Source organism: Listeria kieliensis (assembly GCF_003369925.1).
In the GTDB taxonomy this organism is placed as follows: domain Bacteria; phylum Bacillota; class Bacilli; order Lactobacillales; family Listeriaceae; genus Listeria; species Listeria kieliensis_A.
On the sequence record NZ_LARY01000001.1, the window covers coordinates 581,674 to 604,158 of the forward strand.

Consider the following 22,485-nt stretch of genomic DNA (forward strand, 5'->3'; position numbering starts at 1 on the left):
TGGACTTCTTTTTATAATAAGGAGAGATTCAGATTCGAAAAAGGAGGTGTCGCTATGAAAAAAATCGAGAGCTCTGTTCTTTTTTTGTTTATTGTAATTGTCGCTTTAGGCATCGGACTCGAAATGCTGTTTAGATGGCAGCTTCTTGTGATCTTTGCGCTTGGCATTATCTTTTTATACACCTCAAGAAAAGCTGGAGTTTCTAAAAAGCAGCAGCGCAATCGTTTATTTTTAGCCGCTGTTTTCATTTTATTGGCTGTTCTTTTAACGACATCTTTTAAAATCGGGGTTGTCATTTTTGGTATTTTTGCGATTTTTCATTATATCAACCGCAAACGTGCACCTGAACTTTTAATGGTGGAAACAAAGGAACCAGGGAAAATAGATCGCGTTAATCATTTTATTAAAAACCAGTGGTTTGGTAATCAACGTGTACTTGATGTAGTTTACGAATGGGAAGATATTAACATTCAAACTGGAATTGGGGATACGATCATTGATCTTGGAAACACTGTTTTACCAACAGGTGAGAGTGTCATTATGATTCGTAGTATTTCAGGGAAAATCCGATTACTCGTTCCATTTGACTTAGGGATTTGCCTTGAGCACTCTGCTATTTTTGGTAAATTACAATATGATAAAAAAAGCACATCGATTCAAAACGATTCAATCAAACTTTATTCAGATAACTATGAAACAGCTGCTCGCAAAGTGAAAATCGTAACTTCTGTTGTACTTGGAGACTTAGAGGTGATTCGTCTATGACTTATACACGAACACAAATGATTCTTTGCTCTTCCCTCATCTTTGCTACCTCCATGATTGGAAGTTTGATTTATTTTTTTGTCAGTGATTTAACGTGGTATGAATTTTTAATCGGTGTCAAAATTTTATATCTACCGTTTGTTATTTTTGTGCCACTTACTTCTATTTTGGCAGGGTTAATGGTTGGAGCAGTTTCTGGCTATTTGATTAAACAAAAATTTGAAGGAATCGATTTTGAAATTCGTTTACTTGAACAAGGTGATCTTGAGAAAAAATTTCAAGAAGAAGAAAACTTAGTAGAAGTTGCACAAGTCTACAAGCAAATTGATCGATTACGTGATAAAATGAAATCGCAGACACTACTTACGCAAAAAATTGCGAATGAAAAAGCTGAAATTAGCGGTGAAACAAAAGAAGCGATCCTTTCAGAAGAACGACACAGAATCGCGCGCGAACTACACGATTCTGTTAGTCAGCAATTGTTTGCTGCGATGATGCTTTTATCGGCTTTAAATGAGCAAGTAGCAAAAGATGATTCACCTGTCTTAAAAAAACAACTTCGCATGGTGGAGTCTATCGTAAATGAATCCCAATCTGAAATGCGTGCTCTCCTTTTGCACTTACGACCTACTCAATTAGAAGGAAAGTCACTCAAAAAAGGAATGGAACAGCTTCTAAAAGAATTGACGACAAAATTGCCAATTAAAGTAGAGTGGCAAATCGAGAATCTTCAGCTTCAAAAAGGTATTGAGGATCATTTGTTTCGAATTGTACAGGAATTATTATCTAACACACTTCGACATTCGAAAGCGGGTCTTCTTGAAGTTCGCTTTGTCGAAATCGACAATATGGCTGTTTTGAAAGTGGTCGATGATGGCGTTGGCTTCGATATGAACGCCGTCCCACAAGGCTCTTATGGCCTGCAAAACATGCGAGAACGTGTACAAGAATTTGGTGGAACGATTAAGATTATCAGTTTTCCAAATAAAGGAACAAGTGTTGAAATTAAAATCCCTTTAGTGGCTGAGAAGGAAGTGGACGAAGAATGATAAAGGTATTACTTGTAGATGATCATGAGATGGTGCGGATCGGTGTATCTGCATATTTATCGGTTCAAGATGATATGGAAGTAGTGGGCGAAGCAGAAAACGGTCGAGAAGGCGTAGAAATGGCTCTTGATCTGCGTCCAGATATTATTTTAATGGATCTTGTCATGGATGAAATGGACGGGATTGAAGCAACGAAAGAAATCCTTCTAAACTGGAAAGAAGCCAAAATAATTATCGTGACAAGTTTTATTGACGATGAAAAAGTATATCCTGCACTAGAAGCAGGAGCAAGTAGTTACATGTTAAAAACATCGACTGCTAGCGAAATTGCCGATGCGATTCGTGCTACATATGGCGGTGATTCGGTGTTTGAGCCGGAAGTAACAGGGAAAATGATGCAACGCTTAACTGCAAAACCAGAAAAGAAATTGCATGATGACCTAACTAATCGCGAACAAGAAATTTTGCTTTTAATTGCAGAAGGAAAATCCAATCAAGAAATTGCCGATGAGTTGTTTATCACACTAAAAACTGTGAAAACACACGTAAGTAACATTCTCTCCAAACTAGATGTACAAGATCGGACTCAAGCGGCCATTTATGCGTTTAAACATAATCTAGTGAAAGAAGACGACAAGTAAGAAAGGAGAGAAATTAGATGAAGGAAGGATTTGCGGTTATCGGGTTAGGTCGATTTGGCGGAAGCATCTGTCGCTCGCTTGTTGAGCAGGGCATGGAAGTGCTTGCGATTGATTCAGATGAAGAGCGTGTCAATGAATATATGTCAGTTGCAACTCATGCAGTTATAGCGAATTCAACGGATGAAAATGCTTTACGTCAACTAGGGATTCGAAATTTTGAACACGTAATCGTGGCGATTGGTGAAGATATTCAGTCGAGCATTCTCACAACCCTAATTTTAAAAGAAATGGGTGTTAAACTAGTAACAGCGAAAGCAACTAATGACAAGCATGCTAAGTTACTGGATAAAATCGGAGCTGACCGCGTAGTACATCCAGAGCGAGATATGGGACGAAGAATCGCCCATTACATCGTTTCAAAGAACATGCTAGATTATTTAGAGCTATCGGATGAATACAGTTTAGTTGAGATTTCTGTATCAGACCCAAGATTTTTCAATAAAAGCTTACAAGAACTTGATTTTCGGAATGAATATGGTGTAAATATTGTAGGAATAAAGCGCGACCAAGAAATGATCATCACACCAGAAGCCACAGCTATTTTGCAAGATGGTGATATTTTGATCGTGATTGGGTCTGATGTTGATATTGAACGGTTGCAAGAAAAAATTCAATGAATCGATTTGCCATTTTATTCTAACAGTCAATTTGAGTCGAACCAACAGGAGTGGTCGGCTTTTTTTGTCGTTGTTTTTCCGAGAGTTATCCCTATAAAATTGACAAATTTATGTCATTTTTTCATTTGTTTTTCACTGAATAACGGCGAATAATGATGAATAAATAAAAAAGCTTCATGCCAGCAGTTAAGCTGACATGAAGCTTTTTATACTTCCATAATAATAGGTAAAATCATTGGACGACGCTTTGTTTTTTCATATAAAAACGGTTGAAGCGTATCAGTGATTTCATTTTTTATTTCCGAACGTTGTGGATTCTTACTCTTCATCAGTTTTTCTAACTGACGTTTTAGTAAGTTCTGTGCTTCGCCAATTAAATTACCTGATTCACGCATATAGATAAATCCACGTGAAATGATATCAGGACCAGCCATCACTTTAGCTTTATCCATATCAACCGAAACAACAACTGTAACAAGTCCTTCTTCTGAGAGAATACGACGATCACGTAAAACAATATTTCCGATATCCCCAATACCGCTACCATCAATGTAAATGCTTGCGGCTTGGATTTTACCAGCAACATGTGCAGAATCACTTGTTAAAGCAAGAACATCTCCGTTCCCACAAATAAAGCTGTTTTCTAATGGAACATCACATTCATCAGCTAGCTCAGCATGAATCTTCTGCATCCGGTATTCACCATGGATTGGCATGAAGAATTTGGGTTTCATCAACCGAAGCATTAGTTTTTGCTCTTGTTGGCCGCCGTGTCCTGAAGTATGGATATTATTAACTTTCCCATGAATAACTTCAGCGCCAGCTTGATAAAGCAAGTTAATGGTCCGGTTTACACTGATCGTGTTTCCTGGAATAGGGGACGATGAAAAGACAACGGTATCGCCAGGTTGAATTTGGATTTGTCTGTGCGTGCCATTCGCAATTCGTGATAGCGCGGCCATCGGTTCACCTTGACTTCCAGTACAAAGAATAGTTAGTTCATTCGCAGGAATACGATTAATTTGATTGGCTTCAACAAATGTGTTTTTAGGAGCCTTAATATAGCCCAGTTCTTGACCGATCGTAATGGCTGACTCCATACTTCTACCAAATACGGCAATTTTACGTCCCGTTTCAATAGAAGATTCGACAACTTGTTGAAGGCGATAAATGTTCGATGCAAAAGTAGCGAAAATAATACGTCCAGGAACGTCGCGGAAGATGTTTTTGATGCTTTCACCAACGACGCGCTCACTCATCGTGAAATTTGGAACTTCAGCATTTGTGCTGTCGGATAACAGACAAAGGACGCCTTCTTTTCCAATCTCTGCCATTTTCGTTAAATTAGCGGGTTCGCCAACTGGTGTAAAATCGAACTTAAAATCACCAGTATGAACAATATTTCCAGATGGAGTTTTAACAACAATCCCATAAGTATCTGGAATACTGTGTGTTGTTCTAAAGAAAGAAACGCTCGTTTTTCGGAATTTAAAAACGTCCTCTTCCTCAAATTCATAGATTTTGGTTTGACGCAGCAAGCCATGCTCTTCTAATTTGTTGCGAATAAGTGCACTTGCAAGTTTTCCCGCGTAAATTGGAATATTGATTTCACGAAGAAGATAAGGTACGCCACCAATGTGATCTTCGTGTCCGTGGGTGATAAATAACCCTTTGATTTTTTCTTTGTTTTTAACGAGATAGCTATAATCTGGAATCACATAATCGATTCCAAGAAGCTCGTCTTCTGGAAATTTAATTCCAGCATCAATTAAAATGATTTCATCTTGAAATTGTACGCCATACGTATTTTTGCCGATTTCGCCAAGTCCACCCAAAGCGAAAACAGCTGTTTCATTATTTTTAACGAATTTCATAAAACTTATTTCTTCCAGAGCTTAAAGTCTGGTTGCCTTTCTTCATAAGCAAGATGCTTTTCACTAAGCGCATCAATGTGTTCGATGTGGAAAGGCTCAGTTTTTAAATTTTGGCGCACTTCAACTTCATCATTTGCTTCGATATAAAGTGAATGTGTTTTTTCACGCACCGGTGTTTCGGTGCTTGTTTCTTGATAAAATACTTTAAAAATCATTTTTTTCTCTCCTTTAATAGTAAATATTCAAAAGTTAGGAAATCAAGTCTTAATCCGAACTTTTAAGTCGATTTTGACGGATATATTTAGTTATACAGCATCAGAAAAACTGAAAAAGGCAAAACGAAAACAATCACAGTTCTCGAGTTTTCAAACTTGTGTCGCGCTTTTCTTTTGCAAGATTTTAATTGCGAGTTGCTCAGCATGAATTTTCACAAATTCTTTGACAAGCAAACTGCATTAAAATCTGATTTTTTCCGTTTCGTTGTAGGTTTCTTACTTTATCCGAACTATATCCTTGCTTTCTAATATACCATAAAAAAACATAAATGCTACAGGAAAGTGCTTTTATTTTTGAAAAAAAGTTCTTTTTCGTGCTTTTACAACCATTTTAGGTTGTTTTTTGATATACTGGAAGCGGATAAATAGATTGGGTGAAGGAGTAGATTATGAGTAAAATTGTCTTTTTCGATGTGGATGGGACGCTTTTTGATGATAATAAAGAAATTCCAGCTTCCACAAAAACAGCTATCAAGGCGCTACAGGAGAAGGGAATCTATGTAGCGATTGCAACAGGGAGAGCCCCTTTTATGCTAGATGATGTTCGAAGAGAACTGAATATTGATTCGCTCGTATGCTATAACGGGCAATATGTGATTTTTGAAGGAGAAGTATTACTAAAAAATCCACTCCCACAAGAATCATTAGAACGTTTAATTACAGTGGCAACAGAAAATGATCATCCGATTGTTTTCTCAGCAAGTGATACGATGCGTGTCAATTTGCCAAATCACCCTGGGGTTTCTCAAGGCATGAAATCGCTCAAACGAGAATATCCAAAAGTAGATGCAAATTATTATAAAGGGCGAAACATTTATCAGTGCCTACTTTTTTGCGAAGAAGAATTCGATGCGTTTTATAGCGAAAACTTTCCGCAGTACCGTTTTATGCGCTGGCATGATGTTTCTGTTGATGTTTGTCCAAGTGATGGCTCAAAAGCCCGCGGAATTCGCGATATGATTAAGAAACTAGGCTTTTCCATGGAAGATACATATGCATTTGGCGATGGGCTGAATGATATTGATATGCTTCAGGAAGTGGGCTGCGGCGTCGCGATGGGTAATGGACGTCCAGAAGTAAAAGCCGTTGCAGATTATGTGACAACTTCTGTATCTGAAGATGGAATTTTGAATGGTTTGAAGCAAATCGGCTTGTTGTAAAATTATTCTAACTTTTAGGAACAAAAACAACTCTTGTAATCTGAAAGTCCTGTATTGTGAAAAAACGATTCTTTTTCTGTGGGGTCAATTGTCATTTTTTGCACGATTTCTTGAAAAAGGTTTGTCAAATCACGCACGGGAGTGTAAGATATTAACAGTTGCTTTTATGCAGTAAAGCAAGGAATTAAATAAAAAGTTCAATGACGAAAAAGGGGTGTTCAAATGAGTGAGCAAAAAGGAAACAAGCCATTTGTTCCTTATGTACCGGCATCAAAATCCCTTCCAGAAATCACAGGCTTTTCGATTGTTCTGGGGATTATTTTAGCGGTTCTTTTTGGTGCGGCTAATGCTTATCTCGGATTGAAAGTTGGTTTAACGGTTTCGGCGTCAGTTCCTGCAGCCGTTATTTCAATGGGGATTCTAAGAGGTATATTTAAACGTGATTCAATTCTTGAAAACAACATCGTACAGACGATGACGACAGCTGGGGAAGCATTGGGAGCAGGAGCTGTATTTACGATTCCTGCCTTATTCTTACTTGGCGTTGAAATCAATCAAATTATGTTGATTTTCATCGTTCTAACTGGGGGGTTCTTGGGTGTATTCATGATGGTTCCGCTTCGCCGGATGCTGATTGTAAATGAACATGAAACTTTGCCTTATCCAGAAGGAACGGCTTGTGCGGAAGTACTAAAATCTGGTGAAACGGGTGGATCACAAGCAAAGCTTGTTGCACTTGGTTTTGTAGCCGGTGGACTTGTCAAAGTGTTGACAGATGGATTTAAATTATTTAAAAGCGAAATCCAAGTGGGTGTCTTTAAATTCCAAAACGCTTTTGTAGGAACTCAAATTTATCCTGCATTAGTAGGGGTTGGCTTTATTATTGGACCTAAAATTGCTGGGCAAATGGTAGCCGGTGGTTTGATGGCTTCACTAGTACTTGTTCCAACGATCGCATTCTTTGGAGGAGAAAGTGCCCAAGTTATTTTTCCAGCAACTGAAGCTTTGCGTAATTTAGACGTAGCGGCAATTTGGGATAATTACATACGTTATATTGGTGCTGGAGCTGTTGCAGCCGGTGGATTAATTACACTTGTTAAGACATTGCCAGCGATTTTCCAAACCCTTCGAAGCACTGTTCAAAGCATGAGTAAAAATAAGAAACATCATTTAATGGAACTTGAACGAACTGACCGTGATATTCCGATGAAATGGGTGTTGATTTGTACAGCGGCTATTTTGCTTGTCATTGCGTTTGATCCATTCACAAACGTTGGGATTATCGGCGCACTGGCAATTGGGATTTTTGGATTCTTATTTGTAACTGTAGCATCTCGGATTGTTGGGATTGTCGGAAGTTCGTCTTCACCTGTTTCGGGTATGACAATCGCAACCCTTCTGATCGTAGCACTTGTTTACAAAGCTTTCGGCTATCATGGCAATGAAGGTATCTTGTTAACCTTGACGGTTGCAGCTATTGTATGTTCAGCGCTCGCCGTTGCAGGAGACATTTCTCAGGATCTTAAAACAGGTTATCTCGTTGGTGGTACCCCGTGGAAACAACAAGTTGCTATGATGATTGGTGTCTTAGCAAGTGGTCTTGTCATGGGCTATATCTTGACACTACTTGATAACGCTTATGGAATGGGGTCAGCAGAACTCCCAGCTCCAAAAGCGATGCTGATGAAGATTCTTGCGGAAGGAATCTTAAATGGAAACTTGCCGTGGGATTTAATCTTTATTGGCGTGTCAATTGCCATTGTTGTAGAATTTATGGGCCTTAATTCGCTTGTGTTTGCCGTTGGTCTTTACTTGCCACTTAACATTAGTGCAACAGTTATGTTCGGTGGGTTCGTTCGCATGATCGTAAATGGTGTTATTAAGCGTAAGAAAGAAAAAGAAGAAGGTAATACACGGATTGAACGCGGAACGCTATTTGCGTCTGGTTTGATCGCCGGTGAATCACTTCTTGGCGTTGTGATTGCCTTTATCATTTCGCTTAACTTAAACATTATTCCAGCAGATGTTCTACTCGACAATCAGTGGCTCCCATTCATCGTCTTTGTTATCATCTGTGCACTACTTTATATCGCGACAGTTCCTCGTAAGAAAACAAACTAAGAGGTGAAAAATGTGGCGCGAAAAAAAGTCAATTTGATCGATCAAATTCCTGTATTGAAAGAAAAATTACAGGTCGTAGACGAGGGAGAAAATAGCTTTCTTGTGATCGAGCGAAAAAATCCAATTGAAAAAATCGCGATTCGGTTTTTTAAACAACCGGCTTTCCGAAAAATTAATTTAGATGTTGAAGGTGCGTTTATTTTAAAACGTCTTGATGGCATTAAAAATGTGGCTGAATTAGAAGTTGATTTTAATGAAGCTTTTGGAAATGAAGACGGGATGAGCCTTGCACGCTTGGTTCGCTTTCTTCAAATCGTAGATTCTTACGGTTGGCTAAAATGGAAAAATAAACCGCAAAACTGAAAAAGAGCAGTTGCCGAGAACTCGGCAACTGCTCTTATTTTGCATTTTGATTGAAAAAGCGAGCCTCGGCTTCTGGAGGGAACAAAAGGGGCTTGCTATTAAGTCGATCCAGCAGATTCTTGACACGATGTTCTCCGTGTGCAACTGACTCTTCAATTTCCGCTTTAAAAAAAGGCAAATGCGCCACTAAAAAATGCTCCTTTTGTGGGGTTGCCGCGTACACATTATGAGCGCGTGCAAGCTTTTTGAGCTCCTCTTCTGTAAGGCGCGGCAAATCAACAGGCAAAATAAGATAACTTTGCCCCGCATCGCTTGCATCTTGTTGACTGACGCTATATAGCCCTCCAAGCGGCCCGTACTCTACCACTTCTTTTAAGTCAGGAACCAGCTGGACAGACTTTTTGGAATAAAAAAGCTTTTCCATCTGCTGAATTTGAGCTTGATTGACTGAAATAAAGATCTCGCGAGTGAATTTTTCAAGCTTTTGAACAGTTTGCTCGATAAAACAAAGCGAGTTTCCTTCGGGCTTATAAAAAGCTTTATCACTGCCAAAACGACTTGATTTACCACCAGCAAGTACAATCGCTCTTAATGGATTATTCTTTTTCAAGTTGACCACCCTTTAAACGAAGAATTTCATTTGTGAGCATTTGCGCTTCAGAACGATAATGCGTGACAAAAATAACCGGAATATCAAAATCGCGCGCCATTTCCCGAACGAGATCCATGCAAATAAAGCGGGTTTCTTCATCAAGCCCATTAAAAGGTTCATCCAGTAGCAGTAACCTCGGATTTACGATCATTGCTCGTGCCATAGCGACTCTCTGTTTCTCACCACCAGAAAGCTTTTGCACAGACGAATAGAGAAGATGAGAAATTTGTAAATAATCACTGATATAGCGAACTTGTCTTTCAATCGCTTCTTTATTTTTTCGCGTTATTTTATTTACTTTTAAACCAAAAGCAATATTTTCATAAACATTTAAGTTAGGAAAAAGCGCCAAGTTTTGAAATAAATAACCAATTTTTCGCTCAGAAGCAGGAAGGCGCAAAGAAATAGAGGTATCTTCAAACAAGAGCTCGCCAAACTCGATTTTTCCTTGGTCGATCGGTTTTAATCCGCTGATACATTGAAATAAAGTAGATTTACCAACGCCACTTGCTCCCATAATGGCAGTAATTTGCGCATTAAATTCATAGTCTACTTTTAAATCGTGAAACGGCATTTGCTTTGTGAAGGCAAGTTTCAAATTCATCTTACATCCCCCTCATAAGTTGGCTTTGGCGGACGGTAAGCACGTGAATGATAAAGAGAGCAGCAACGCCGATGAGCAAATTAAATAGCCCTAAATAAAAAGCGGTACGCATATCGCCTTGCTGAACCATGAAATAAATGCTTGAAGCAATCGTATCTGTTTTCCCTTCAATATAACCTGCTACCATCAGCGTGGCTCCAAATTCGCCCATTGCTCGGCAAAAACTGAGTAAAATACCAGCTAAAATGGGTTGCCAACAGTTGGGCAAAATAACCTTTCGGAAGATCTGACCGGAAGTGGCCGAAAGCGTTTCGGCCGCCCACACAAGTTCATGGTCAATCGAGAGGAACGCTGCTTTCAAGCCTTGATACATAATCGGCAAGATAATAATTGTTGTCGCGATGATTGCGCCAGCTAATGAAAAAATAAAGCTGAAGTGGAAGGTGTCAAATAAAAATGCACCAAAGCCATTATTTTTCCCAAAAAGACTTAAAAGGAGTAAACCAACAACCGTCGGAGGTAAAACAAGCGGTAGCAAAATGAGCGTTTCGATGGGAAGCTGCCATTTTGAATTTCGTTTTGCAAAATAGTAACTGAGCGGCAGCATCACAAGAAACGCGATCGCCGTTGATAAAAGGGCAATAAAGATTGAATGCCAGACAGGTGTAAACATAAAAATCCTCCAAGTTAGCATAAAATTGTTTTTCTTTTATTATGGCGCGATAAAGCGAGAACTGTCAAACCAAAGTTAAGAAAAAAAGGGATTTGCTGTTCATTTTTCTTGAATTACGGTATTATAGTAATGAAAAAAACGGTTACAGATTGTGAAAAGGGGATAGGAAAATATGATAGAAAGAAGAGCAACGATTCCTTTTAGCGAGGCAAGACAATTGATCACGGAGCATGTGGAGCGTTTACAGCCTGTTTCGGCTGCGCTTTTTCTTGCAAGAGGAATGGTTTTGGCTGAGTCCATTTATGCGCCTTTCCCGTCGCCTTATTTTCGTCGTTCTGGCTATGACGGCTTCGCGATTTGTGCGGAAGACGATCACGATTTCCCAATTACGCTCCAAGTTGTGGCAGAGGTTCCGTGTGGCGCGACTTACAACAAACGTCTGAATCCAGGCGAAACGGTGCGAATTATGACGGGGGCGAAAGTTCCTGAAGGTGCATCTAAAATCATTATGCTTGAACAATCACAAGTGGTTGAGAAACCAGAAGAAATTCGACTGATCAATTCGCAACCACACAGTAACATTACGGAGATCGGGACAGAGTTTCAAACAGGCGATTTGTTACTTGAAAAAGGCCATCAACTAAATGCTGGCTCGCTTAGCTTGCTAGCTTCTTTTGGCGTAACAGAAGTGAAAGTTTGGCCGAAACCTAAAGTTGCCATTCTTTCGACTGGTTCTGAACTTGTTGCGGCTGGAGACACTTTACCAGATGGTAAGATTTATAATAGCAATGAGCCGCTTCTTGTGTCACTTGCGGAAGATTACGGGGCGGAAGTCGTGTATCACGAGGCGCTTTCGGATGATTATGAAGCGACACGAGCGCGCCTTGAAGAAATTGCGGGAGAAGTGGATTTGATTTTAACAACAGGCGGTGTTTCTGTTGGTGATTTTGATTTTATGGCGGAGATTGCCAAACGTGAAGCGAAGCTACTATTTAATAAAATTCAAATGCGGCCTGGGAGTCCAACAACGGCGATGCTATTTGAAGGAACGCTACTTCTCGCGCTATCAGGAAATCCTGGCGCTTGTTTTACAGGTTTCCACTTGTTTGCAGAACCAGCGCTTCGAAAATTTTCTGGGAAGCCATCAAGCATTTTGGAAGTAAAAGGCATTATGGCTCAAGATTATTTGAAAAATAATGGCTATGATCGCTTTTTGCGAGGCAAGGCATATTTTTCGAATGGGGAGTATCAAGTAGAGCCTGTCGGAAGTGACATGTCCAGTTCACTTGGCAACCTTCCGTTTGCTGATTGTTTGATTATGATTCCACGTGGCAAAGTGGGAAAAGCAAAAGGAGAAGAGGTTCGGGTATGGCTGTTATCCTCCAAATCGTAGGCTATAAAAAAAGTGGGAAAACCACTTTTATGAATCAGCTCATTCAACAAGCCAAAAGAAGAGGGTTCACAGTAGCAGCTTTAAAGCATGATGCCCATGATTTTGAGATGGATCATGCAGGAACTGACAGTTTTAGCTTTCGCGAAAGTGGAGCGGATCACGTGGCGCTTACGTCGAATCGTAAGTTTGCCCTTCTTAGTAACGTGAGTCTTTCCTTAAAGGCAGCTTTAGAGCACTTGCCGCAAACAGACCTAGTCCTTATTGAAGGCTTTAAAGACGCGCCCTTTCCAAAAATTGTGTTTGTGAAAAATTTAGAGGAATATGTGGAGCTTCAAGCAAGCTTGAAAGAAGTGCTTACCTTTGCTTCATTTCAACCACTTGCCGAAAAGCACATCCAGTTTGTAGCAGAAGAGGAGCAATGTGAACAACTGGCCGAATCATTGATAGAGGAGTTTTTAGTATGAAATACGTCGCACTAACGGAAGAAAAAATTGAGATTGAGCCGTTGTTTGCAAAACTGATTAATCCAAAATATGGAGCGATCAATACATTTACAGGGACCATTCGCGAATGGACAGGCGAAGTTCATACCGAGAAAATTCGTTATACAGCCTATGCGGAAATGGCTTTAAAAGAGATGGAACGACTTGCTACAAGTGTGGAAGAGAAGTACGATGCAAGCGTTGTTATTGTGCACCGCTTAGGAGAACTAGAACTTTCCGATATTGCGGTTTTTATTGGTGTTTCTACGGCACACCGAGCAGAAAGCTATGAAGCTTCTCGGCTGATTATTGAAGAATTAAAAAAATGCGTGCCGATTTGGAAAGAAGAGTTTGATACAGATAAAATCAGATGGGGAGGTTCGACGCGTCATGAAAATTAAATTTTTTGCTCACTTGGCTTTAAAAACAGGCGAAGAGCGTGAAATAAATCCAGCGAGCTGTACGTATGTCGGAGAGCTGCGCGACTTGATTAGCAGTGAATTTCCTGAGATTGCGTTAGATTTGCCGAATTGTATGCTGGCTGTTAACATGGAATTTAAACAGGATGAAGATCGTCTTCCGGAAACGATTGAAGAAATTGCCGTGATTCCACCTGTAAGCGGCGGATGAGGAAGTGAAAAAAGGAAATGGATCAACTGACACATTTTAACGCAGAAAACCGCGCGCAGATGGTTGACGTGACAGAAAAAGAAGAGACGCGTCGTGTTGCGGTAGCAGAAGTAAAAGTTTGGATGCAGGAAGAAACACTTAAGCGCATCAAAGCCGGACAAATTAAAAAAGGTGATGTCTTAGCAGTTGCGCAAGTAGCTGGGATCATGGCTGCTAAAAAAACGAGTGAACTGATTCCGATGTGTCATCCACTTATGACAACAAAAGCGGATTTGTCATTCCAAGATAATGGAAAAGATACCCTCCAAATAACAGCAACGGTTGTGACCGTTGGGAAAACAGGTGTAGAGATGGAGGCTCTGACAGCCGCAACTGTCGCAGGACTTACTGTTTATGATATGTGTAAAGCAATGGACCGGGGGATGGAACTAAAAGAAGCACGTCTGCTTGAGAAATCAGGAGGAAAAAGCGGCGATTATTCGTCGAAATAGCAGGAGGTTGTAAAATGGAACTATTAACAGACCGTTTTGGACGCGTCCATGATTATATTCGAATTTCCGTTACAGACCGTTGTAACTTGCGGTGCGTCTATTGTATGCCAGAAGAGGGATTGAAATTTTTGCCTCATGATGAAGTACTGCAAAAAGATGAAATTATTGATTTCATGAAAGTCATGGTACAGTTTGGAATCAAAAAAGTGCGAATAACGGGTGGTGAGCCGCTACTTCGGACAGATATTGTTGAAATCATTCGAGGAATTTCGGCAATTCCAGAAATCGAAGATATCGCAGTTACGACGAATGCGATGTATCTTGCCAAAAAAGCAGAAGCACTAAAAGAAGCAGGGCTCACACGAATCAATGTAAGTCTTGATTCCCTTCATGAAGATCGCTTTCGTGAAATCACACGCGGGGGAAGACTTCAAAAAGTAATTGATGGGCTGAAAAAAGCAGAAGAAGTTGGCTTATTCCCGATTAAACTGAATGTGGTTTTAATCAAAGGACAAAATGATGATGAAATTTTAGATTTTCTTGAGTTTACGAAAGACAAAGATATCAATATTCGTTTCATTGAATACATGCCAATTGGTCATGCTGGAAACAGTTGGAAGAAAAAATATTTGTCACTCGAAACGATTTTTGAAAAATGCAAGGAACAAGGGCTTGAATATGAACCGATTGATACGGTAAAAGGGAATGGTCCTTCTGAAAACTATCGCTTAAAAGGAGCGAAAGGTTCTTTCGGCTTAATTCACCCTGTGAGCTCTCATTTCTGTGATAATTGCAATCGCTTGAGACTTACGGCGGATGGGTATATTAAAGCTTGCCTATACTGGGATGAAGAGTTAAACATTCGGCCTTATATTCAAAAAGATCCTGAAGAATTGATTCGACTTGTGAAGCAATCGATCGATAATAAACCTGAGAATCATGAAATGGCGCTTAAGTTACAAGACGAAGCGACATCACATAAACCGACTTGGCGTCGCATGAGTCAAATAGGCGGTTGAGTAAAAGCGAGAATCACGTGTGATTCTCGCTTTTTACGTGCAGTAGAAGAGGAGAATTGGATTTTGATTCTTTGACATCCTCAAAGTGTAGGCGTAAACTTAAATTGTAAAGCGCTTTCTAAAATATCAAAGGAGAGATTAAATCATGAAATTACAAGACAAAGTTGCGATTATTACTGGGGGAGCGGCTGGAATAGGCTTTCAAACCGCGTTGCTTTTTTTGAAAGAAGGGGCGAAAGTTGTTTTCACGGATGTTAATCAAGCAGCTGGTGAAGAAGCATTGAATGAACTGAAAAAAGAAAGCCAAGACGTGCTTTTTGTTAAACAAGATGTCAGTCAAGAAGCCGACTGGGAAACGGTTGTCAAGAAAACGAAAGAGGCTTTTGGACGAATTGATATTCTATTCAATAATGCGGGGATCTATGTGATTAAGCCCATTCCAGAAATCACGATGGATGACTGGAACCGAATGATGGGCATCAATGTAACAGGTGTCTTTTTGGGACTTAAACACGTGCTGCCAGAAATTGAAAAAACGGGTTCGGGCTCTGTTATTAATGCTTCTTCCATCGCTGGACTAAAGGGAAGTCCGGGTCACTTGATGTACGGAGCTAGTAAAGGAGCTGTTCGCTTAATGACTAAAGATGCAGCGGCAGAATACGCATCTAAAGGGATTCGAATTAATTCAATTCATCCAGGATACATCACAACACAAATGGCAAACTATGCCTCAGAAACACTTAATTTGACGAAACGTGAACTTGATAAGAGTTATCCGCTTGGACGGATGGGAAAACCCGAAGAAGTTGCGAAAATGGTGCTGTTTTTAGCTTCTGATGATTCAGCCTTTTCAACGGGAGCAGAATTCGTAATGGATGGCGGCGTAACCAATATCGTTTGATTCTCTTCTTAAATAAAAACGCTTCAGAATTTTTTCTGAAGCGTTTTTATTATGCTTGCTTTCTTCGCTCGGCAATTAAATGGGGAAGTTCAGGTAAAATCAAGTTTTGCATCCCCGTTTGAACCGCGTTTTTCGAACCGGGCAAGGCAAAAAACAAGCTATCTTTCGCAGTAAAACCTGCAAAAGCACGTGAAGCCATTGCTTTAGAACCGATTTCTTGATAGCTAATCATTCGGAATAGCTCGCCAAAACCTGGAATTTCTTGCTCAATTTGTTGATAAAGCGCCTCAAAAGTCACATCCCGTTTAGAAATTCCTGTTCCGCCCGTTGAAATCAAACAAGAAATTTGTTTTTCTTCGATAATTTTAAGAGCGGCACGAATTTCATTAGCGTCGTCGGGAACGAGAAGACGCTCTGAAATGTGATGTCCATTTGCTTCTAGCAATTCGGCGATGAGCGCTCCACTAGTATCGGTTTCAAGCGTTCGGGTATCGCTAATGGTTAAGACCGCGCAATCGACACTTGTTACATTTGAATCGTGCAAATGACAACCCTCCTTAATTAAAAAAATGATGATAAGCTTTTTTAGCTTCGGTCAAATCGCTTGTCCCATGAATGAGTACACGACCATTTTTAAAAACGGAAAACGTATATGCTGAAAAACTAAAGGTGAGAATAAAAGGATTTTGACTAAATTCGATTTCTTCAGCCTGAAGTCGCTTGGTAATTTGTGTGAACTCAGCTCGCTTACGGCTTGGTAAACGAAATTGAACAGTGTCCTTCCCACAAAGTGCAACGGGTTTTTCCGAAAAATTTGTTTCTAGACCAGAATGGGATCCACAAGAAGGACAATCCGGTTGTTTAGCCACTTTCAAGGATTGGAACGTCATCGTCCAATTATCCAATTGATAAAACACATTGTATTCAAAGTTCTCATCTAAAAGTAGACGTGTGAGAAGCGACACTTGAAAACCTGCTGTGATCGGAATGAGCGGTGCGTGAACGCCAATCAAATCGCAACTAGCTTCATTTGTTTGAGGTGTTTCGCCAATTAAACAAGTTAGGCAAGCAGAATTTTGGCTTCGAACAGGGAAGACACTGGCGTATGTTCCTGCACAAGACGTATAAATCCATGGCAGATCATGCGCGTGGCAAAACGCGTTTAAAAAGCGCCTCGTCGCAAAGTTATCTGTGCAATCAAGCACGGCATCCACTTCGCTTTCGTAGCCGGAAAGTGTTTCAAGGTTCGCATCGTCAACGATACTTTCAATGTGAACGTTCCGATTAATGGCTTCAAGGTGTTTTTTAGCAGCATAAGCCTTTGGAAGTTTATCCTGGACATCTTGCTCCGTAAAAAGCGTTTGCCGCTGCAAGTTGCTCCATTCGACAAAATCACGATCAATCAAGATGAGCTTTTTAAATCCCATCCGTGTCGCAAGTTCTGCCGCATAACTTCCGAGCGCGCCAATGCCAACGATTAAAAGAGTTGCTTGCATAATTTTTTTTTGGCCATCCGTGCCAATTTGGCGGACACGCATTTGACGATCGTAGCGATCCATCTAGATCCTCCTTTACTCAAAAAAATGCCCGCTTTCATTAAAAAGGGGCATCTTTGGATAAATTTAACCGAGTACATCGACATCTGGTGGCAGATAAGAAGGATTATTCTTGTTGATGTGGTCATAAAACATGATGCCGTTCAAATGATCGATTTCGTGCTGAACAACAATCGCTGGGTATTCACGCAACCGTAGTTTAATCGGATTTCCATCTTCGTCAAAGGCTTCAACTGTAATACGTTCGCTACGTACGACGTAACCCGGAACTTCACGATCAACAGATAAACAGCCCTCACCGCCAGCAAGACAAGCTTCTTGAACGGAATAACTTTTAATTTTTGGATTGTAAAGGACGTAGCTATAAAGCTTTTCTTTATCGTCATGAACATGAACTGCAATTATTCGTTTTGTTACAGCGAGTTGAGGAGCTGCAAGACCTACCCCGCCACGAAGACCATACTTTTCAGCAATTTCTTCGTCTTGGCTATTTTTTAAAAAGGTGAGCATATCACGCCCCAATTGTTTTTCTTCTTCTGTTAAAGGAAAAGTCACTTCTTTTGCTACTTCACGAAGCGCAGGATGACCTTCCCGAACGATATCTTTCATTAAAATCATTTTTTTCGCCTCTCCTGTTTTTGTTCTTTACTTATTGTAACAAAAGTTTTTAAAAAAAGGAATGAATTACTTTGTGCTGTGGCAGTTTCTTTTTTACTAAATCCGAACAATTTAAAGATATAAACTACATATATTCGTCTTCATTGTTTAGATTATCTTCATTTAGTTTGTGAATTCACAAACTAAATGGTTAAGTTTTACTTTTTGGATAATGTGGTGTAATAACAATAGGTTTTTGATATTATATAACAGTTAGATCGACGGTATCAAGATTTTAGTACAGTTTGTGAAAAGCGAATAATCTAAGTAACACAACGATTGTAAGCGATAAAAAAAGCAAAATCATTATATTGACTTCAATTAAATACTAGTGTAAATTAAAAGAGAAGGTTAGTGTGTTACTAAGGTTTTGAATGAAAAATAAAACAGTTGTTTTTTCTGAAAAGCAGATGGATTTGTGAGTTCGTTTAGATTGTGAATGGATCAATTCATTCCCTTTTTGAATAAACACAATCTGACAAATTGGAATGGACTGTAGCCTTATAAACAAGTGCAATAGAAGAAGAATTCCTTAGATTTAGCCACAAAGTTGATGCAATCAGGAGAATTTCTTCTATAATTTATTATGGATTCTAAATCTTTGTAGTGCATAATCAGGTTTTGCAAAAGAGTGTTTTGGAAATGTGAATGATGGCGCATTCATTTTCCGATTACGAATTTTTCTAACGAAAGGACGATGTACGTAATGGCTTCTAAAACGAAGAAGGCAATAGTTGATGTGAAAAAGCAATTCGATGCGATTTCCAAGCAATTTGAAATGGTTCAAATTCTAAATGAAAAAGGAGAAGTGGTGAATCCTGATTTAATGCCGGATTTGACGGATGAACAACTAGTTGAACTGATGACACGTATGGTTTGGACTCGTGTTCTAGATCAAAGATCGATCTCGTTAAATCGTCAAGGCCGTCTGGGTTTCTATGCACCAACAGCTGGACAAGAAGCTTCTCAACTTGCAAGCCAATATGCGCTTCAAAAAGAAGATTATATTCTTCCTGGCTATCGTGATGTTCCGCAAATGATTTGGCATGGCTTACCACTAACAAAAGCATTCTTGTTTTCTCGTGGACATTTTGTTGGTAACCAACTACCAGAAAATCTACATGTACTTCCTCCTCAAATCATCATTGGGGCACAAATTGTACAAACAGCTGGTGTAGCACTAGGACTTAAAAAACACAAAAAAGATGCAGTAGCAATCACTTACACAGGTGATGGTGGTTCGTCACAAGGGGACTTCTATGAAGGTGTGAACTTTGCTGGAGCTTTCCATGCACCTGCCATTTTTGTTGTGCAAAATAACCAATTTGCGATTTCAACACCACGTGAAAAACAAACAGCTGCTCCAACACTTGCTCAAAAAGCTGCAGCAGCAGGAATCGTTGGTATTCAAGTAGACGGAATGGATCCACTTGCAGTTTATGCAGCAACAAAATTTGCTCGTGAACGTGGTGTAAGCGGAGATGGTCCTACTTTAATTGAAACGATGACTTACCGTTATGGTCCGCATACACTTTCTGGGGACGATCCAACTCGTTACCGTACGAAAGAACTTGACGGAGAATGGGAACTTAAAGATCCAATCGTTCGTTTCCGTGCTTTCCTTGAAGGAAAAGGTTTATGGAATGAAGAAAAAGAAAACGAAGTGATTGATCGTGCAAAAGAAGAAATCAAACAAGCTATTAAAGAAGCAGACGCAACACCTAAACAAAAAGTGACAGATCTGCTTAAAAATATGTATGAAGTTCCAACAGCCAACGTAAAAGAACAATTGGCAATTTATGAAGCGAAGGAGTCGAAATAATCATGGCGCAAAAAACAATGATTCAAGCGATTACAGATGCGCTTGCAGTTGAACTTAAAAACGATGAAAACGTCTTGGTTTTTGGAGAGGACGTAGGTAAAAACGGTGGGGTATTCCGTGCAACTGAAGGTTTGCAAGATGAATTCGGTGAAGATCGTGTTTTTGATACACCACTTGCTGAATCAGGAATTGGCGGCTTAGCAATTGGTCTTGCGCTTGAGGGCTTCCGTCCCGTACCAGAAATTCAATTCTTTGGCTTCGTTTTTGAAGTAATGGATTCCGTAGCTGGTCAAATGGCTCGTTTGCGCTACCGTACTGGTGGAACAAGAAACGCACCGATTACAATTCGTGCACCATTTGGTGGCGGTGTGCATACGCCTGAACTTCACGCTGATAATTTGGAAGGCTTAATGGCACAATCACCAGGGCTTAAAGTGGTTATTCCATCCACTCCTTATGATGCAAAAGGATTACTTATTTCGGCAATTCGCGATAACGATCCAGTTGTATTCCTTGAACACATGAAACTTTATCGTTCTTTCCGTGAAGAAGTTCCAGAAGGTGAATACACAGTTGAAATTGGAAAAGCTGCGGTTCGTCGCGAAGGAACAGATGTGACCATCATTTCTTACGGTGCAATGGTTCAAGAATCTATCAAAGCTGCTGAAGCGCTTGAAAAAGAAGGCGTTTCTGCGGAAGTGATTGATCTTCGTACGATCAGTCCAATTGATACAGATACAATCATCGCTTCTGTTAAGAAAACGAATCGTGTTGTCATGGTTCAAGAAGCACAAAAACAAGGTGGAGTAGCTGCAAATGTCATTGCCGAAATCAATGATCGTGCTATCCTTTCTCTTGAAGCACCTGTTATGCGTGTAAGTGCTCCAGACAGTATTTTCCCATTCTCACAAGCGGAAACTGTTTGGCTACCCAACCATAATGATATTATTGAACGAGTAAAAGAAGTTCTAGCATTTTAATTGAAAGAATTGGTCAAAAGGCTTCTTGAAGCCTTTTGACTTTTGGATAAACGACTAAAACAGGAGGCTTAATTAGAATGGCATATTCATTTAAATTACCGGATATTGGTGAAGGTATCCACGAAGGCGAAATCGTCAAATGGTTCGTAAAACCGGGCGATAAAATCGAAGAAGATGAGTCTTTATTCGAAGTACAAAATGATAAATCGGTTGAAGAAATCACTTCGCCCGTTTCAGGTACAATTAAAGAAATCAAAGTAGCTGAAGGAGAAGTGGCGACTGTTGGACAAGTGCTCGTCACTTTTGACGGAGTAGAAGGTCACGAAAATGATGCTGAAGAACCAGCAGCACCTGCCGAAGCGCCAGCGGAAGCAAAAACAGCTAGTGGTGGCAAAGGAATCTTTGAATTTAAACTTCCAGATATCGGCGAAGGTATTCATGAAGGCGAAATCGTGAAATGGTTTATCAAACCAGGCGATCAAGTAGAAGAAGATCAAGCTATTTTTGAAGTCCAAAACGATAAATCAGTTGAAGAAATTACATCTCCAGTTGATGGAACAGTTAAAGATATTTTAGTTGGCGAAGGAACAGTTGCAACTGTCGGACAAGTTCTTGTCACTTTTGAAGGAGATTTTGAAGGCGCTGAAAGCAGTAGTGCGGCTCCTGCGGCACCAGAAGCAAAAGAACCGGCACCAGAAGCAGCAAGTGCTACGGCTACTCCATCTGGTGGAAACGGTGTTCCATCCGCTCAAAAAGATCCAAATGGACTTGTGATTGCAATGCCATCTGTTCGTAAATATGCACGTGAAAAAGGCGTAAACATTCGCGAAGTTGCGGGTTCTGGTAAAAACAACCGTATCTTAAAAGCAGATGTTGATGCTTATCTAAACGGAGAACAACCGGCGCAAGCAGCAGCTCCTGCAGGCGAACAAACAAAAGCCACAGAAGCAGCACCACAAGCGGCGAAGAAACCAGTTCCAGCTGCAGGTGATGAGTTCCCAGAAACACGCGAAAAACTTACACCAACTCGTCGTGCGATTGCAAAAGCAATGACGAATTCGAAACACACAGCGCCACACGTTACGCTAATGGACGAAATCGAAGTTTCAGCTCTAATGGCACATAGAAAACGTTTCAAAGAAGTTGCGCTTGAAAAAGGAATTAAACTTACTTTCTTGCCATACATTGTAAAAGCGCTTGTAGCTACTTTGAAAGAGTTCCCTGTGCTTAATACAACGATGGATGATGCAACAGAAGAATTGATTTATAAACATTACTACAACATCGGAATTGCGGCAGACACAGATCACGGTTTGTATGTACCTGTTGTGAAACACGCAGATATGAAGTCAGTTTTCGCTATCTCTGATGAAATTAACGAATTAGCTGGAAAAGCACGTGACGGGAAACTAACTGCTGATGAAATGAAACATGGATCAGCAACAATTTCCAACATTGGTTCTGCTGGTGGACAATGGTTCACACCAGTTATCAACTATCCAGAAGTAGCTATCTTAGGAGTAGGTCGTATTGCTGAAAAAGCGATTGTTCAAGATGGCGAAATTGTTGCAGCACCAGTCTTAGCGCTTTCTCTAAGCTTTGACCACCGTGTTGTTGACGGGGCAACAGCTCAAAAAGCAATGAACAATATCAAACGTTTACTGAACGACCCAGAATTATTACTAATGGAGGCGTAAAAT

Annotated in this window: 25 protein-coding genes; 17 read left to right on the top strand and 8 right to left on the bottom strand. The window is 40.1% G+C overall.

Going from position 1 to position 22,485, the window contains the following annotated elements:
• Window positions 1–54: 54 nt before the first annotated feature.
• From liaF to UR08_RS02980, 4 genes are read left to right on the top strand one after another with little or no spacing between them, the layout of a single operon-like run.
• Window positions 55–765, top strand: coding sequence for a cell wall-active antibiotics response protein LiaF (liaF, locus tag UR08_RS02965; RefSeq protein ID WP_115752167.1), 711 nt, complete (start codon window positions 55–57; stop codon window positions 763–765).
• Window positions 762–1,814, top strand: coding sequence for a sensor histidine kinase (locus tag UR08_RS02970; protein WP_115752168.1), 1,053 nt, complete (start codon window positions 762–764; stop codon window positions 1,812–1,814). The genes liaF and UR08_RS02970 overlap by 4 nt, the downstream gene beginning before the upstream one ends.
• Window positions 1,811–2,455 (top strand): response regulator transcription factor, encoded by a 645-nt coding sequence (locus UR08_RS02975; RefSeq protein WP_115752169.1) that lies wholly within the window; start codon window positions 1,811–1,813, stop codon window positions 2,453–2,455. The genes UR08_RS02970 and UR08_RS02975 overlap by 4 nt, the downstream gene beginning before the upstream one ends.
• A 17-nt stretch (window positions 2,456–2,472) precedes the next feature.
• Window positions 2,473–3,132 carry a potassium channel family protein gene (locus UR08_RS02980; RefSeq protein WP_115752170.1) on the top strand — a complete coding sequence of 220 codons (660 nt, stop codon included), beginning with the start codon at window positions 2,473–2,475 and terminating at the stop codon, window positions 3,130–3,132.
• A 206-nt stretch (window positions 3,133–3,338) separates the two neighbouring features.
• On the opposite strand, the gene rnjA is transcribed toward UR08_RS02980, so the two are convergent.
• Window positions 3,339–5,006 (bottom strand): ribonuclease J1, encoded by a 1,668-nt coding sequence (rnjA, locus tag UR08_RS02985; protein WP_115752171.1) that lies wholly within the window; start codon window positions 5,004–5,006, stop codon window positions 3,339–3,341.
• A 5-nt stretch (window positions 5,007–5,011) separates the two neighbouring features.
• The gene (locus UR08_RS02990; RefSeq protein ID WP_115752172.1) at window positions 5,012–5,221 is read right to left on the bottom strand and encodes a DNA-dependent RNA polymerase subunit epsilon; all 210 of its coding nucleotides are present in this window, start codon (window positions 5,219–5,221) and stop codon (window positions 5,012–5,014) included.
• Window positions 5,222–5,670: 449 nt separating this feature from the next.
• Between UR08_RS02990 and UR08_RS02995 the strand changes: the two genes are divergently transcribed.
• The 3 genes from UR08_RS02995 (at window position 5,671) to UR08_RS03005 (ending at window position 8,925) form a co-directional block, all read left to right on the top strand.
• A complete protein-coding gene (locus tag UR08_RS02995) occupies window positions 5,671–6,441 on the top strand; it encodes a Cof-type HAD-IIB family hydrolase (protein WP_115752173.1) in 771 nt (256 codons plus the stop codon).
• Between the two features lie 222 nt (window positions 6,442–6,663).
• Window positions 6,664–8,562 (top strand): OPT family oligopeptide transporter, encoded by a 1,899-nt coding sequence (locus UR08_RS03000; protein ID WP_115752174.1) that lies wholly within the window; start codon window positions 6,664–6,666, stop codon window positions 8,560–8,562.
• A 12-nt stretch (window positions 8,563–8,574) separates the two neighbouring features.
• Window positions 8,575–8,925: a hypothetical protein gene (locus tag UR08_RS03005; RefSeq protein ID WP_115752175.1), complete on the top strand. Its 351-nt coding sequence runs from the start codon at window positions 8,575–8,577 to the stop codon at window positions 8,923–8,925.
• A 34-nt stretch (window positions 8,926–8,959) separates the two neighbouring features.
• Here the strand turns inward: UR08_RS03005 and UR08_RS03010 are convergent, their stop codons facing one another.
• Genes UR08_RS03010 through UR08_RS03020 form a run of 3 tightly spaced genes read right to left on the bottom strand, consistent with a single transcriptional unit; the run spans window position 8,960 to window position 10,854 of the window.
• Window positions 8,960–9,535 carry a molybdenum cofactor guanylyltransferase gene (locus UR08_RS03010; RefSeq protein ID WP_115752176.1) on the bottom strand — a complete coding sequence of 192 codons (576 nt, stop codon included), beginning with the start codon at window positions 9,533–9,535 and terminating at the stop codon, window positions 8,960–8,962.
• Window positions 9,522–10,181, bottom strand: coding sequence for an ATP-binding cassette domain-containing protein (locus tag UR08_RS03015; RefSeq protein ID WP_115752177.1), 660 nt, complete (start codon window positions 10,179–10,181; stop codon window positions 9,522–9,524). The genes UR08_RS03010 and UR08_RS03015 overlap by 14 nt, the downstream gene beginning before the upstream one ends.
• 1 nt (window position 10,182) lies before the next feature.
• A complete protein-coding gene (locus tag UR08_RS03020; RefSeq protein WP_115752178.1) occupies window positions 10,183–10,854 on the bottom strand; it encodes a molybdate ABC transporter permease subunit in 672 nt (223 codons plus the stop codon).
• A gap of 172 nt (window positions 10,855–11,026) precedes the next feature.
• Between UR08_RS03020 and UR08_RS03025 the strand changes: the two genes are divergently transcribed.
• From UR08_RS03025 to UR08_RS03055, 7 genes are all read left to right on the top strand, one after another.
• Window positions 11,027–12,247 (top strand): molybdopterin molybdotransferase MoeA, encoded by a 1,221-nt coding sequence (locus UR08_RS03025; RefSeq protein WP_115752179.1) that lies wholly within the window; start codon window positions 11,027–11,029, stop codon window positions 12,245–12,247.
• Window positions 12,223–12,711, top strand: a complete 489-nt coding sequence (gene mobB, locus UR08_RS03030) for a molybdopterin-guanine dinucleotide biosynthesis protein B (protein ID WP_115752180.1) — start codon at window positions 12,223–12,225, stop codon at window positions 12,709–12,711. The genes UR08_RS03025 and mobB overlap by 25 nt, the downstream gene beginning before the upstream one ends.
• The gene (locus UR08_RS03035; RefSeq protein WP_115752181.1) at window positions 12,708–13,130 is read left to right on the top strand and encodes a molybdenum cofactor biosynthesis protein MoaE; all 423 of its coding nucleotides are present in this window, start codon (window positions 12,708–12,710) and stop codon (window positions 13,128–13,130) included. The genes mobB and UR08_RS03035 overlap by 4 nt, the downstream gene beginning before the upstream one ends.
• A complete protein-coding gene (locus tag UR08_RS03040; RefSeq protein ID WP_115752182.1) occupies window positions 13,120–13,359 on the top strand; it encodes a MoaD/ThiS family protein in 240 nt (79 codons plus the stop codon). Before UR08_RS03035 ends, UR08_RS03040 begins: the two co-directional genes overlap by 11 nt.
• Window positions 13,360–13,376: 17 nt before the next feature.
• Entirely contained in the window at window positions 13,377–13,850 is a 474-nt protein-coding gene (gene moaC, locus UR08_RS03045; protein WP_115752183.1) for a cyclic pyranopterin monophosphate synthase MoaC, read from the top strand.
• 14 nt (window positions 13,851–13,864) lie between these two features.
• Window positions 13,865–14,869, top strand: a complete 1,005-nt coding sequence (gene moaA, locus UR08_RS03050) for a GTP 3',8-cyclase MoaA (protein ID WP_115752184.1) — start codon at window positions 13,865–13,867, stop codon at window positions 14,867–14,869.
• A gap of 145 nt (window positions 14,870–15,014) precedes the next feature.
• Window positions 15,015–15,770 (top strand): SDR family NAD(P)-dependent oxidoreductase, encoded by a 756-nt coding sequence (locus tag UR08_RS03055; protein WP_205757220.1) that lies wholly within the window; start codon window positions 15,015–15,017, stop codon window positions 15,768–15,770.
• A gap of 49 nt (window positions 15,771–15,819) precedes the next feature.
• Here UR08_RS03055 and UR08_RS03060 read toward each other — a convergent pair whose 3' ends face one another.
• From UR08_RS03060 to def, 3 genes are all read right to left on the bottom strand, one after another.
• Window positions 15,820–16,314, bottom strand: a complete 495-nt coding sequence (locus UR08_RS03060) for a MogA/MoaB family molybdenum cofactor biosynthesis protein (protein ID WP_115752186.1) — start codon at window positions 16,312–16,314, stop codon at window positions 15,820–15,822.
• Window positions 16,315–16,327: 13 nt separating this feature from the next.
• A complete protein-coding gene (locus tag UR08_RS03065) occupies window positions 16,328–17,329 on the bottom strand; it encodes a ThiF family adenylyltransferase (RefSeq protein WP_115752187.1) in 1,002 nt (333 codons plus the stop codon).
• A 63-nt stretch (window positions 17,330–17,392) separates the two neighbouring features.
• The gene (gene def / locus UR08_RS03070; RefSeq protein ID WP_115752188.1) at window positions 17,393–17,944 is read right to left on the bottom strand and encodes a peptide deformylase; all 552 of its coding nucleotides are present in this window, start codon (window positions 17,942–17,944) and stop codon (window positions 17,393–17,395) included.
• 745 nt (window positions 17,945–18,689) lie between these two features.
• Between def and pdhA the strand changes: the two genes are divergently transcribed.
• From pdhA to UR08_RS03085, 3 genes are all read left to right on the top strand, one after another.
• Window positions 18,690–19,805, top strand: coding sequence for a pyruvate dehydrogenase (acetyl-transferring) E1 component subunit alpha (pdhA, locus tag UR08_RS03075; RefSeq protein ID WP_115752189.1), 1,116 nt, complete (start codon window positions 18,690–18,692; stop codon window positions 19,803–19,805).
• A gap of 2 nt (window positions 19,806–19,807) precedes the next feature.
• Complete coding sequence (locus UR08_RS03080) at window positions 19,808–20,785, top strand: alpha-ketoacid dehydrogenase subunit beta (protein WP_115752190.1); 978 nt, start codon at window positions 19,808–19,810, stop codon at window positions 20,783–20,785.
• A 77-nt stretch (window positions 20,786–20,862) separates the two neighbouring features.
• A complete protein-coding gene (locus UR08_RS03085) occupies window positions 20,863–22,482 on the top strand; it encodes a dihydrolipoyllysine-residue acetyltransferase (RefSeq protein WP_115752191.1) in 1,620 nt (539 codons plus the stop codon).
• Window positions 22,483–22,485: the final 3 nt, after the last annotated feature.

Coding starts and splice junctions, on each gene's coding strand:
- moaA (WP_115752184.1), top strand. CDS start 13,865: ATGGAACTATTAACAGACCGTTTTGGACGCGTCCATGATTATATTCGA.
- UR08_RS03085 (WP_115752191.1), top strand. CDS start 20,863: ATGGCATATTCATTTAAATTACCGGATATTGGTGAAGGTATCCACGAA.
- UR08_RS03035 (WP_115752181.1), top strand. CDS start 12,708: ATGAAATACGTCGCACTAACGGAAGAAAAAATTGAGATTGAGCCGTTG.
- UR08_RS03020 (WP_115752178.1), bottom strand. CDS start 10,854: ATGTTTACACCTGTCTGGCATTCAATCTTTATTGCCCTTTTATCAACG.
- mobB (WP_115752180.1), top strand. CDS start 12,223: ATGGCTGTTATCCTCCAAATCGTAGGCTATAAAAAAAGTGGGAAAACC.
- rnjA (WP_115752171.1), bottom strand. CDS start 5,006: ATGAAATTCGTTAAAAATAATGAAACAGCTGTTTTCGCTTTGGGTGGA.
- UR08_RS02995 (WP_115752173.1), top strand. CDS start 5,671: ATGAGTAAAATTGTCTTTTTCGATGTGGATGGGACGCTTTTTGATGAT.
- UR08_RS03065 (WP_115752187.1), bottom strand. CDS start 17,329: ATGGATCGCTACGATCGTCAAATGCGTGTCCGCCAAATTGGCACGGAT.
- UR08_RS03025 (WP_115752179.1), top strand. CDS start 11,027: ATGATAGAAAGAAGAGCAACGATTCCTTTTAGCGAGGCAAGACAATTG.
- moaC (WP_115752183.1), top strand. CDS start 13,377: ATGGATCAACTGACACATTTTAACGCAGAAAACCGCGCGCAGATGGTT.
- UR08_RS02990 (WP_115752172.1), bottom strand. CDS start 5,221: ATGATTTTTAAAGTATTTTATCAAGAAACAAGCACCGAAACACCGGTG.
- UR08_RS03055 (WP_205757220.1), top strand. CDS start 15,015: ATGAAATTACAAGACAAAGTTGCGATTATTACTGGGGGAGCGGCTGGA.
- def (WP_115752188.1), bottom strand. CDS start 17,944: ATGATTTTAATGAAAGATATCGTTCGGGAAGGTCATCCTGCGCTTCGT.
- UR08_RS03000 (WP_115752174.1), top strand. CDS start 6,664: ATGAGTGAGCAAAAAGGAAACAAGCCATTTGTTCCTTATGTACCGGCA.
- liaF (WP_115752167.1), top strand. CDS start 55: ATGAAAAAAATCGAGAGCTCTGTTCTTTTTTTGTTTATTGTAATTGTC.
- UR08_RS02970 (WP_115752168.1), top strand. CDS start 762: ATGACTTATACACGAACACAAATGATTCTTTGCTCTTCCCTCATCTTT.
- UR08_RS03080 (WP_115752190.1), top strand. CDS start 19,808: ATGGCGCAAAAAACAATGATTCAAGCGATTACAGATGCGCTTGCAGTT.
- UR08_RS03040 (WP_115752182.1), top strand. CDS start 13,120: ATGAAAATTAAATTTTTTGCTCACTTGGCTTTAAAAACAGGCGAAGAG.
- UR08_RS02975 (WP_115752169.1), top strand. CDS start 1,811: ATGATAAAGGTATTACTTGTAGATGATCATGAGATGGTGCGGATCGGT.
- UR08_RS02980 (WP_115752170.1), top strand. CDS start 2,473: ATGAAGGAAGGATTTGCGGTTATCGGGTTAGGTCGATTTGGCGGAAGC.
- UR08_RS03015 (WP_115752177.1), bottom strand. CDS start 10,181: ATGAATTTGAAACTTGCCTTCACAAAGCAAATGCCGTTTCACGATTTA.
- pdhA (WP_115752189.1), top strand. CDS start 18,690: ATGGCTTCTAAAACGAAGAAGGCAATAGTTGATGTGAAAAAGCAATTC.